Consider the following 10,426-nt stretch of genomic DNA (forward strand, 5'->3'; position numbering starts at 1 on the left):
CTTACATCATGCCGCCCATGCCGCCCATGTCAGGCATGCCGCCGCCTGCTGCTGCAGGTTCCGGGATGTCTGCCACGACTGCTTCCGTTGTAAGGAAGAGTGCTGCGACGGATGCTGCGTTCTGGAGTGCGGAACGCGTCACCTTCGTCGGGTCGACGATGCCGGCTTCGGTCATGTTGACCCATGTGCCGTCTGCAGCGTTGAAGCCTGTTCCGACTTCTTCGCGCTTCAGGCGGTCAACGACGATGGAGCCTTCGAGGCCTGCGTTGTTCGCAATCTGGCGGACCGGCTCTTCAAGCGCGCGGAGGACGATCTTGACGCCTGTTGCCACGTCGCCTTCAGCGCCTTCCTGGAGCTCAGCCACTTTGTTGTAGACGTTGACGAGTGCCGTACCGCCGCCGGAGACAATGCCTTCTTCGACCGCTGCGCGTGTCGCGTTCAGGGCGTCTTCGATGCGGAGCTTGCGCTCTTTCAGCTCGGTTTCCGTAGCTGCGCCGACCTTGATGACGGCTACGCCGCCTGCGAGTTTCGCAAGGCGTTCCTGGAGCTTCTCTTTGTCGAACTCGGAAGTTGTTTCTTCGAGCTGTGCACGGATCTGGTTGACGCGTGCTTCGATGTCCGATGCGTCCCCTGCACCTTCGACGACAGTTGTGTTGTCTTTTGTGACGACGACTTTCGCAGCGCGGCCGAGTTGTGTTACGTCAGCCGACTTCAGGTCGAGGCCGAGGTCTTCTGTGATCACCTGGCCGCCTGTGAGGATCGCGATGTCTTCAAGCATGGCCTTGCGGCGGTCGCCGAAGCCAGGTGCCTTGACTGCAACTGCGTTGAACGTGCCGCGCAGCTTGTTGACGACGAGTGTCGCAAGTGCTTCGCCTTCCACGTCTTCTGAAATGATGAGGAGCGGCTTGCCCTGCTGGACAACCTGCTCAAGCACAGGCAGGACTTCCTGGATGTTGGAGATTTTCTTGTCCGTGATCAGGATGTACGGGTTCTCAAGAACCGCTTCCATCTTGTCGGAATCAGAGATCATGTAAGGGGACGCATAACCGCGGTCAAACTGCATTCCTTCCACGACATCGAGTTCCGTCGAGAAGCCTTTGGACTCTTCGATTGTGATGACGCCGTCGTTGCCGACACGCTCCATCGCTTCTGCAATCAGTTCGCCGACTTCATCGTCACCGGAAGAAATCGCTGCAACCTGTGCGATCGATTCCTTGCCTTCGATCTCAGTGGAAATGTTCTTCAGTTCCACGACAGCCGACTCAACCGCTTTTTCGATACCCTTGCGGATGCCGACAGGGTTTGCACCAGCTGTAACGTTCTTGAGGCCTTCACGGATCATTGCCTGAGCAAGAACCGTAGCTGTTGTCGTACCGTCACCTGCGATGTCGTTTGTCTTTGAAGCAACTTCAGAGACGAGCTTCGCGCCCATGTTTTCATACGGATCTTCGAGTTCGATCTCTTTAGCAATCGTCACGCCGTCGTTTGTGATGAGCGGCGAGCCGAATTTCTTTTCGAGTACTACGTTGCGGCCTTTAGGCCCGAGTGTAACTTTCACTGCGTCAGCCAGCTTGTCGACGCCTTTGAGCATCAGGCTGCGCGCATCTTCGTTGAATTTGATTTCCTTTGCCATCAGATAAGTCCCTCCTGAAATCGTTCTTGTTTATTAAAGAGTGTCATCAAGCCCGGCAATCAGCCGAGGATGGCCAGTACGTCGTTTTCACGGAGAATCAGGTATTCTTCCCCGCCATATTTCACTTCAGTGCCGGCATATTTTGAGAAGATGATCCGGTCGCCTTCTTTTACTTCGAGTTCGACTTTCGTACCGTTATCGAGATAACGGCCGGTGCCGACTGCGATGACTTTGCCTTCCTGAGGCTTTTCTTTCGCGGAGTCCGGAAGTACAATTCCGCTCGAAGTCGTTTCTTCAGCTTCGATCAATTCGATGATGATTCGATCGCCCAGTGGTTTCAACACGTGAAACACCCTCCTCAATCTGATGTCGTTATTTGTCGTTTGTTAGCACTCATCGTTAGGGAGTGCTAACACAGTTATTATCATAATGAATCCCCTTCCATTTTGCAAGCGGAAAGCCGAAAAGTTTCCGCTTTGAACTTTGGCTTCATTCCCTCTACAATCGAGGGAGAAGGCTTACGCTTCAGGAAAGGAATCTTCATGTGAAAAAATCAAACACTTCCCTCTGGATTTTCATCATCTATATCATTGCCCAACTGTCCGCAATCGTCGGATTGCCAATCGTGATGCCGTTCGTATCAGACGGCCGGACCCCTCAGGAGGCCTATCTGGCCGCTTCCGGCTGGTGGATGTTCATTGCATTCGGCATCACCACCTTTGCGGCACTGTATCTCTCAAGTAAGGACAAGCAGTATTTCAAGACACCGAAAGGCAAACGCTCCCCCGTCTTGGCAGCCATCGTCCTCGGCATCGCAGGATTCTTCATGGTGCTGTTCGGCCAGGGGGCTGCCGGTTATATTGAGCAGCAGCTGGGCATCGAACCGGGGTCTGATAATACGGCGGCGCTCGTATCCGTGGCCGATATGGCGCCGGTCGCCATCATCGCGGTCGTGCTGTTCGCACCGATCCTGGAAGAGTTCATCTTCCGCCGGATCATCTTCGGCGGGCTTGTCGATCGGACGAACTTCTTTGTCGCCGCGGCGGTCAGCTCACTCGTGTTTGCGGCCGTGCATATGGACTTCACCCATATCCTGCTGTATGCAGCATCCGGCTTTATCTTCGCGTTCCTCTACCATGTGACAAAGCGGCTGATCACATCGATCATCGCGCATATGCTCCTGAACGGTTTTGTCATGGCCGTCCAGCTGAATATGGATAAGATCCAGGAGTTCATCGATCAGATGGAACGCATTTCGAATATGCAATAATCATTAAGGGGTTGTCCAATAAGTCATTAATAAAAACAGCAAACGGCACGGACTCTGGTCGCTTACCACGGGCCGGCGCCGAGCCCCGCGTGAAGCGGGTCTCGACAGCCCGGCTTTTCCCGCAGGTGTCTCCCGGCGTCCGTGCCGTTTGCTATCTCATGTGCTGAATCCGACTTTTCGGACAGCCCCGCTTGTTATGCGGAAGATTCGGACAGGGGCTGAATGCCAGCAATTTTCCGCTATTTCTTCCGGTCATATTCCCAATCGAAATCCCCCTAAGCTTTCCAAAACAAAAAAACGCCTCATGCGGTCAATCCGCATTGAGGCGTTCTTGCTGTTCCCGAAGGATGCGTTCGCGTTCCGCTTCCCGTTCTTCTTCCAGGCGCTTTTCCTCGCCTTTCAGATACTTCCGATAGCCCACTCGCGAGATGCCGACGCTGACTTCATACAGGACGATGAGCGGCAACGTTGTGAAGAGGTGCGAGAACAGGTCGGGCGGTGTGATAAATGCTGCAATCACAAACAGCACGAAATAACTGTACTTCCGGAACTTCACGAGTGTCGCCGGATTCAGAATGCCGAGACGTGATAAAAACAGCAGCACGACCGGCAACTGGAAGATGATCCCGAACGGCACTGTGATCTGGAACAGGAAGTTGAAGTATTCGTTGATCCCGATCGTCTGCTGGATGTCCAATGTATCCGACAGACTTGTCATAAATGAAATGACATACGGGAAAAGAACGAAATATGAAAAGCTGATTCCGGCCAGGAACAGTACAAAGGCGAACGGGATATAACTGAGTGTCACCCGCCGCTCCGTCTCCGACAGCCCAGGGGCGATAAATGCCCAAAGCTGGTAAAGGATGACGGGCGAGATCAGTACCACTCCGACGAACACGATGACTTTCAGATAAATGATCATCGGGTCGGCCACGTTAAAGGCGTTCAGTGTGAACTGTTCGGCCTCATCGCTGTTCTGCAGAAACTGGATGACCGGAGGGGCCAGGAAGAATCCTGCCGCTACGGCAAAAATGAAGAAAACGACGATGATCATCAGCCGTTTTCTCAATTCTTCTATATGCTCAATAATCGAAAGTTGCTTATCATTCATAACGATAACGTCCTAACGGGGCGCCATCACTTGGCGTCTTTCTGTTCGACAGCGTCTTTCTGCTCGGCAGCTTTTTTCGTGCTGTCGTCGTCGTCCACAAGGCCTTTTGTCGCGTTCTTGAATTCGCGCAGCGATGAACCGACTGCTTTGCCGAATTCAGGAAGCTTCTTTGGCCCGAAGATGATGAGTGCGACGATGGCGATGATGATCAGACTCATTGGACCTGGTGACATGACGGCACCTCCCTTGTTAATACATTAATTCTACACCAAAAAATGAGGAAACTCCATTTTATCGGCGGGGTGTTTGTGAATTCTTTTCGTCATTGCGAATGGCATAGATCAGCGCCTGCATCTCAACAGACAGGTCAATCGAATGTACGCGTACACCTTCCGGCACGTTCAGCCGGACCGGTGCGAAGTTCAGGATGCCCTTGACGCCAAGAGCCGCCAAGCGGTCGGCCATGTCCTGTGCCGCGCGTGCAGGAACTGTGAGGACGGCCATCTGCACACCGAAATCCGGAAGCTTTTCTTCCAGCCGCTCCGGCGGGAAGATCGGAATTCCGTTCGACATCGTGCCTTCTTCGTTCGCATTGGTATCGAATGCGACAACGATGCGGGTATTGTGGTTTTTCTCGAAATTATATTTTAGAAACGCGTTGCCAAGACTCCCAACGCCGACAAGGGCGAGATTGACCGCTTCGTCCTGGTCGAGGGTCTTACGAAAGAATTCAAGCAGCCGGCGTACATCATAGCCATAGCCTTTCTTTCCGAGCGCGCCGAAATAGGAGAAGTCCCTCCGGATCGTCGCGGAGTCGATTTTCATCGTCTCGCTCAGCTCCTGGGAAGAGACCCGCTCCTTTCCCTCATTGGCAAGCTTCTGGATAAAGCGATAATAAAGCGGGAGACGCTTTGACGTCGCCTGCGGGACACGTTGTGTTTCTTCTTTCATAATAGCCTCCATCAAAACCGTCCGTGCGTGAGCCGTTATCATCTTACATGAGCCCGCCATTCCTGTAAAGTCGCGCCGTTGCGCCGCCCCGCCTTTACCATTAAACTGTAGAAGAATAGGGGTGGGAATCATGATCGTCCTTCAAGTGAACAACGTGACGAAATCATTTGCCGGGGAGGAAATCCTCTCAGGCGTCAAACTGGAAGTGCAGCATCGTGACCGGGTGGCCCTCGTCGGCCGCAACGGCGCCGGAAAATCGACGCTCCTCAAGATTATCACCGGCGAGATGGGCCGGGATGAAGGTGACATCATCGTCCCTAAAGACGTGCGGATCGGCTATCTTGACCAACATACGGGCCTTGATACAGACCGTACGATCTGGGAAGAGATGATGACCGTCTTCGAACCGCTGTTCGCGATGGAGAAGGAACTCCGTCAGCTGGAACAGCGCATGGCCGACCCATCCGTATACGGCAATGAGGCTGAATACAAGAAAGTGATGGACGCCTACGACTCGCTCCAGCACCGTTTTGCCGAGGCCGGCGGTTACCAGTATGAATCCGAAACCCGCTCCGTCCTTCACGGCATGCGGTTTTATCCGGAAGACTACGGCAAGCCGGTACGCGTCCTGTCCGGGGGCCAGCGTACGCGCCTGGCGCTCGCTCGGCTCCTGCTGTCCAAACCGGGCCTCCTGATCCTGGATGAGCCGACAAACCATCTGGACATCGAGACACTCAGCTGGCTGGAGAAGTATCTGCAGGGCTACGAGGGGGCCATCCTGATCGTCTCCCATGACCGCTACTTCCTCGACCAGGTCGTGACAATCGTCTATGAAGTCTCACGCCGGAAAGTGACAAAGTACACCGGAAACTACAGCGCCTATCTCGACCAGAAGGCGAAAAACTATGAGCGGGACCGGAAAATGTACGAAAAGCAAATGGACGAAAAGGCAAAACTCGAAGTGTTCATCCAGAAAAACATCGCCCGGGCTTCGACGACGAAGATGGCTCAAAGCCGCAGGAAAGTGCTTGAGAAAACAGACTGGATGGAAGCGCCTGACGGTAACGAAAAATCAGCCGCGTTCACGTTCGGCATCGGCAGGAAAAGCGGCAACGATGTCATGGCGGTGCGTGACCTCGGAATCGGCTATGGCGCCGCCCCCGTATCCAGCGGGCTGGATTTCCGTGTATACCGCGAAGACCGGATTGCTTTCATCGGCCCGAACGGTGTCGGCAAGTCGACACTCCTGAAGACGCTGACCGGCCGTCTGCCGAAAGCGGAGGGCTCGATCAATCTCGGAACCAATGTCGAATTCGGCTTCTACGATCAGGAACAGGCCGAACTCACCGGGAACGGTACCGTCCTTGAAGAAATCTGGAACGAATGGCCGACGATGAACGAAAAGGATATCCGTACGCTGCTGGGACGGTTCCTCTTTACAGGAGACGACGTGACAAAACCTGTCAGCACGCTTTCCGGAGGAGAAAAAGCGCGTCTGGCACTGGCCAAGCTGGTCCTTGAAAAGTCGAACACGCTCGTCCTCGATGAACCGACGAACCACCTGGACCTGGATAGCAAAGAAGTGCTTGAAAATGCCCTTCTCGATTTTCCCGGCACGCTCCTCTTCGTCTCCCACGACCGGTATTTCATCAACCGCATCGCGACAAAAGTGATCGAGCTTTCCCCGGACGGGGCCGAAGAATTTCTCGGCGACTATGACTACTATGTCGAGAAAAAGCGGGAACAGGAAGAGATCATGGCGGAGCTGGCGGCAGAACAGCAGGCAGGCCGCCCTGCCGCGCCTAAAACAGCCAATGCACCGCTCGACAAGGAGACCCAGCGCGAAGAGCGGCGCATTCGCCGCGCACTTGCTGAAGCAGAAGAAGAGATGGCTGTGCTCGAGACTGACCTCCGTCGCCTCGAAGAAGAACTGAACCTCCCGGAACACGCAGACGACCATGTAAAGCTCCAGGAAATCCAGGAGCAGCATGATGAAACATCCGCCCGGCATGAAGCGTGCATGGAACGATGGATGGAACTGCAGACAGAACTTGAGAAAGCATGAAGTTGAAAAAGATGACAGGTACTGCCGCTGAATGATCAGCGGCAGTTTATTATTTTCAACAAACTGCTCCTTATTTCCACAGATTTATTCACAGCAGGAATCCCCGTATTCCGGGATATTCACAGAGTTATCCACTTTGTCCACAGTCAAAACCAAAGTTTTACACACTGTCTCCTGAAAACAAGGGGATAAGTCCTTGAGAAATCAACCACTTATCAACACGTTATCAACAAATGTGCATAAGTACAGATGTTCCCTCTTGACAGAACGAGTCGGACCTTGGCGAAAAAAGAAGAATCCGGTCGGCCGGATTCTTCTTTTTCTATATGCTTTTTTTCGCCCACGATTGCAATTCCATACCTGGACGTCCGTTCAGCGCCATGTCGCTGCGGACACCGGCCTTGAACATGGAGGTGCCGGCCGCTGCGATCATTGCGGCATTGTCGGTGCACAGATTAAGCGGAGGCACTGAAAATCGGATGCCTTCCCTTTCCATTGCTTTGCCGAGTGCAGCGCGTAAGCCCTTGTTTGCCGAGACCCCGCCCGCTGCGATCACCTGTCGGACGCCCTTTTCTTTTGCCGCCCGGACCGTCTTTTCAACGACTACATCGATGACACTTTCCTGGAATCCGGCGGCCACACTGGCCGTGTCGATCTCCTGTCCCTTTTGCCGGACATTGTGGACATGGTTGATAACCGCGGATTTCAGTCCGCTGAAGCTGAAGTCGAACGACCCTTCTTCAAGGCGTGCCCGCGGAAACTCGACCGCGCCCTCCGACTCATGGGCAAGGCGGTCGATATGGGGGCCTCCGGGGTACGGCAGGCCCAGCACGCGTGCCACTTTGTCGTATGCCTCACCCGCAGCATCATCCCTCGTTTCACCGATCAGTTCGAAGGAACCGTCCTGCTCCATGTAGACAAGCTCGGTATGGCCTCCGGAAATGATGAGCGCGACGAGAGGGAACTCCATCCCGCTGTCCAGCCGGTTGGCATAGACATGCCCGGCGATATGATGGACACCGATGATCGGCAACCCGTTTGCAAAAGCAAAAGCTTTGGCTGCGTTGACACCGATCAGCAGCGCTCCTACAAGACCGGGACCTTCCGTCACGGCCACTGCATCCAGAGCATCCGGGCTGAGGCCTGCCTGTTCCAGCGCTTCCTCGATGACGAGCGTGATCTGCTCGACATGCAGCCGGGAAGCCACTTCCGGCACCACGCCTCCGAACTTCTTCTGATTATCGATTTGTGAGGCGACGACATTGGACAGGATCTCGCAGCCGTTTTTCACGACCGATGCCGCTGTTTCGTCGCAACTCGTCTCGATGCCAAGAATATGGATGTCATTCATCTTCATTCAGCTCCGTCCACATGACAAGGGCATCTTCGCCGTTGTCGGTATAGTAACCGCGGCGGATGCCGCCTTCTTTAAATCCCAGCTTGCGGTAAAGCCCAAGAGCAGGTTCATTCGAGAGCCTTGCCTCAAGCGTCATCGTGCGTGCGCCTTTTCTTGCGGTGCGCTGCATCATCTGGCGCATGAGTGCCTCGCCGATTCCATGGCCCCGGTAAGCCGACAGCACCGCAACGTTCGTAATATGGCACTCGTCCAGAACGAGCCATGCACCGCAGTACCCGATGATCTTCTCCGGGTCCTCTGCCACCAGATAGTAGGCATATTCATTCGCGAGCATCTCCTGCTCAAGCGCGCCCATCGTCCACGGGGAAGTGAATGCATCCGTCTCCACCCGGTGAACTGCAGGCACATCACCAATGTTCATGGTGCGGAAGGTAATTGAGGGGGTCGCTTCTTTATTCATTACTCCGCTTCCTTCCCGTTCGCCTTTTGCCAATTGGCTTCCGCTTCGGTGATCCTGCGGTATTCAGGTACGAATGAGTGGACAGCCGAAGTTTCCGCCTGCATCGCTTCAGTGATGAGGAGAGACGCCCTCGGCAGATCCTGGGTGAAGTGTGCGCGCCGGCCAAGTTCTCCGAGCATCTCTTTTAGAAGTTCTTCATGCTTCCGGGCGCCTTCACCGACGAAAACAACGGGATTGCGTTGTTTCTTTAGTTGCATCAGAAGATCGGAAAGTGCCATATGACGGTCTTCCATAAGGCATTCCAGCTTTCCATCCTCTCCCCTCCGGTAAAGTCCTGCATAAACATTGCCCCTTCTTGCATCGATCAGCGGGCAGATGGTGACTCCGTAAGTGAAGATGTTCGAGGCGAGCACCCGAAGGCTGGATACGCCTGTCAGCGGCTTGTCCAGCGTCCACGCGAGCGTTTTGGCAATCGTCACACCGATACGGACGCCAGTGTAAGAACCCGGTCCTTCCGAAACGGCAATCGCGTCAAGCTCGGCCGGACGGATGCCGGCTCTTTTGAACAGCTCCTCAACTGCCGGCATGGCACCAGCAGAGTGGTTCAGCCCCATCGCGGAATTTAGTTCAACAAGCAGCTCCCCGTCTTTTACCAGTGCTGCCGACAGCGGCGCATTCGCCGTGTCCAGTCCGAGCCAGATCATCGCATTAACTCCTTCGTCATCGATTCGTATCGGCTTCCGGCAGGTTTCAGCGTGAAACGGCGGCCGTCACCGCCAAGACGGCGGATCTCGATGTCCAGCCGCTCTTTTGGCAATTCTTCTTCTATATATTGTGCCCATTCCACGACGCTCACGGCGTCTCCATAAAACAGCTCTTCCCAGCCGAGATCCTCTTCGCTGTCTGCAAGCCGGTACACATCGAGGTGGTTAAGCGGCAGGCGGCCTTCATATTGTTTCAGGATCGTGAATGTCGGACTGCTGACAGTACGCCGGACGCCAAGCGCCTTTGCAAGCGCCTGGGTGAATGTCGTCTTTCCTGCTCCGAGGTCGCCCTCCAGCGTAATCACCTCTCCGCCTTCAAGCAAAGAAGCAAGTTTCTCAGCCAGCCGTGCGGTCTCTTCCGGTGACTGGACATCGATTGTTTCATTCATGCTTTGTCACTCCATCTTCTATAGCCTTTGCTTTCCCAAGTTTAAAGGATAAAGCCGGCAAATTGTAGTGTTTTGCAAAGCCAGGACAGCAAGGGAAGGAATTCATTACATGAAGGACGGAGACAGGCACGTGCTTTTCATGAAAGTGACGATCCGTCGGTTGAAAGTGACGAATCGAATCCTGAACGTGATGTACCGTCCATTGAAAGTGACGAACCCGCTGAAACTCCCACCAGTCACCAGTTCCATGAAATGCCGCCTGGGATCACTCTTAAATGACAATTAAAAAAACCGTCTCCATAAGGAGACGGCCTTGTGCCCAGCGACGTCCTACTCTTGCAGGGGGAAGCCCCCGACTACCATCGGCGCTGAAGAGCTTAACTTCCGTGTTCGGGATGGGAACGGGTGTGACCTCTTCGCCAT

The 10,426-nt window shown here is 54.3% G+C and carries 11 protein-coding genes and 1 rRNA gene; 2 read left to right on the forward strand and 10 right to left on the reverse strand.

The features are described 5' to 3' along the window. Position 1 precedes the first annotated feature (1 nt). Both groL and groES read right to left on the reverse strand, forming a co-directional pair. Positions 2–1,633 carry a chaperonin GroEL gene (gene groL / locus BMX91_RS15205; RefSeq protein ID WP_092056114.1) on the reverse strand — a complete coding sequence of 544 codons (1,632 nt, stop codon included), beginning with the start codon at positions 1,631–1,633 and terminating at the stop codon, positions 2–4. A gap of 59 nt (positions 1,634–1,692) precedes the next feature. After that, positions 1,693–1,977: a co-chaperone GroES gene (gene groES, locus BMX91_RS15210; protein ID WP_092056117.1), complete on the reverse strand. Its 285-nt coding sequence runs from the start codon at positions 1,975–1,977 to the stop codon at positions 1,693–1,695. Between the two features lie 200 nt (positions 1,978–2,177). Here groES and BMX91_RS15215 point away from each other — a divergent pair, with 200 nt between their 5' ends. Further along, positions 2,178–2,903, forward strand: a complete 726-nt coding sequence (locus BMX91_RS15215; protein WP_092056119.1) for a CPBP family intramembrane glutamic endopeptidase — start codon at positions 2,178–2,180, stop codon at positions 2,901–2,903. Positions 2,904–3,213: 310 nt separating this feature from the next. Here the strand turns inward: BMX91_RS15215 and tatC are convergent, their stop codons facing one another. Genes tatC through BMX91_RS15230 form a run of 3 tightly spaced genes read right to left on the reverse strand, consistent with a single transcriptional unit; the run spans position 3,214 to position 4,968 of the window. Next, a complete protein-coding gene (gene tatC / locus BMX91_RS15220; protein WP_092056120.1) occupies positions 3,214–4,017 on the reverse strand; it encodes a twin-arginine translocase subunit TatC in 804 nt (267 codons plus the stop codon). 26 nt (positions 4,018–4,043) lie between these two features. Further along, complete coding sequence (gene tatA, locus BMX91_RS15225) at positions 4,044–4,250, reverse strand: twin-arginine translocase TatA/TatE family subunit (RefSeq protein WP_092056123.1); 207 nt, start codon at positions 4,248–4,250, stop codon at positions 4,044–4,046. A 58-nt stretch (positions 4,251–4,308) separates the two neighbouring features. Then, the gene (locus BMX91_RS15230) at positions 4,309–4,968 is read right to left on the reverse strand and encodes a redox-sensing transcriptional repressor Rex (protein WP_092056125.1); all 660 of its coding nucleotides are present in this window, start codon (positions 4,966–4,968) and stop codon (positions 4,309–4,311) included. Positions 4,969–5,098: 130 nt separating this feature from the next. On the opposite strand from BMX91_RS15230, the gene BMX91_RS15235 reads away from it, so the two are divergent. Continuing rightward, the gene (locus BMX91_RS15235; RefSeq protein ID WP_092056127.1) at positions 5,099–7,033 is read left to right on the forward strand and encodes an ABC-F family ATP-binding cassette domain-containing protein; all 1,935 of its coding nucleotides are present in this window, start codon (positions 5,099–5,101) and stop codon (positions 7,031–7,033) included. Between the two features lie 322 nt (positions 7,034–7,355). Here the strand turns inward: BMX91_RS15235 and tsaD are convergent, their stop codons facing one another. From tsaD to rrf, 5 genes are all read right to left on the reverse strand, one after another. Then, the gene (tsaD, locus tag BMX91_RS15240; RefSeq protein ID WP_092056139.1) at positions 7,356–8,384 is read right to left on the reverse strand and encodes a tRNA (adenosine(37)-N6)-threonylcarbamoyltransferase complex transferase subunit TsaD; all 1,029 of its coding nucleotides are present in this window, start codon (positions 8,382–8,384) and stop codon (positions 7,356–7,358) included. Further along, positions 8,377–8,850 carry a ribosomal protein S18-alanine N-acetyltransferase gene (rimI, locus tag BMX91_RS15245; protein ID WP_092056129.1) on the reverse strand — a complete coding sequence of 158 codons (474 nt, stop codon included), beginning with the start codon at positions 8,848–8,850 and terminating at the stop codon, positions 8,377–8,379. Before rimI ends, tsaD begins: the two co-directional genes overlap by 8 nt. Beyond that, positions 8,850–9,554 (reverse strand): tRNA (adenosine(37)-N6)-threonylcarbamoyltransferase complex dimerization subunit type 1 TsaB, encoded by a 705-nt coding sequence (tsaB, locus tag BMX91_RS15250; RefSeq protein WP_092056132.1) that lies wholly within the window; start codon positions 9,552–9,554, stop codon positions 8,850–8,852. Before tsaB ends, rimI begins: the two co-directional genes overlap by 1 nt. After that, entirely contained in the window at positions 9,551–10,003 is a 453-nt protein-coding gene (gene tsaE, locus BMX91_RS15255) for a tRNA (adenosine(37)-N6)-threonylcarbamoyltransferase complex ATPase subunit type 1 TsaE (protein ID WP_092056133.1), read from the reverse strand. The genes tsaB and tsaE overlap by 4 nt, the downstream gene beginning before the upstream one ends. A gap of 317 nt (positions 10,004–10,320) precedes the next feature. Next, positions 10,321–10,426: ribosomal RNA gene (rrf, locus tag BMX91_RS15260) — 5S ribosomal RNA — on the reverse strand; the annotation flags it as partial.

The sequence above is a fragment of the Bhargavaea ginsengi genome, from assembly GCF_900109165.1.
GTDB lineage: Bacteria > Bacillota > Bacilli > Bacillales_A > Planococcaceae > Bhargavaea > Bhargavaea ginsengi.

Coding starts and splice junctions, on each gene's coding strand:
- groL (WP_092056114.1), bottom strand. CDS start 1,633: ATGGCAAAGGAAATCAAATTCAACGAAGATGCGCGCAGCCTGATGCTC.
- tatC (WP_092056120.1), bottom strand. CDS start 4,017: ATGAATGATAAGCAACTTTCGATTATTGAGCATATAGAAGAATTGAGA.
- tatA (WP_092056123.1), bottom strand. CDS start 4,250: ATGTCACCAGGTCCAATGAGTCTGATCATCATCGCCATCGTCGCACTC.
- BMX91_RS15230 (WP_092056125.1), bottom strand. CDS start 4,968: ATGAAAGAAGAAACACAACGTGTCCCGCAGGCGACGTCAAAGCGTCTC.
- BMX91_RS15235 (WP_092056127.1), top strand. CDS start 5,099: ATGATCGTCCTTCAAGTGAACAACGTGACGAAATCATTTGCCGGGGAG.
- tsaD (WP_092056139.1), bottom strand. CDS start 8,384: ATGAATGACATCCATATTCTTGGCATCGAGACGAGTTGCGACGAAACA.
- rimI (WP_092056129.1), bottom strand. CDS start 8,850: ATGAATAAAGAAGCGACCCCCTCAATTACCTTCCGCACCATGAACATT.
- tsaB (WP_092056132.1), bottom strand. CDS start 9,554: ATGATCTGGCTCGGACTGGACACGGCGAATGCGCCGCTGTCGGCAGCA.
- tsaE (WP_092056133.1), bottom strand. CDS start 10,003: ATGAATGAAACAATCGATGTCCAGTCACCGGAAGAGACCGCACGGCTG.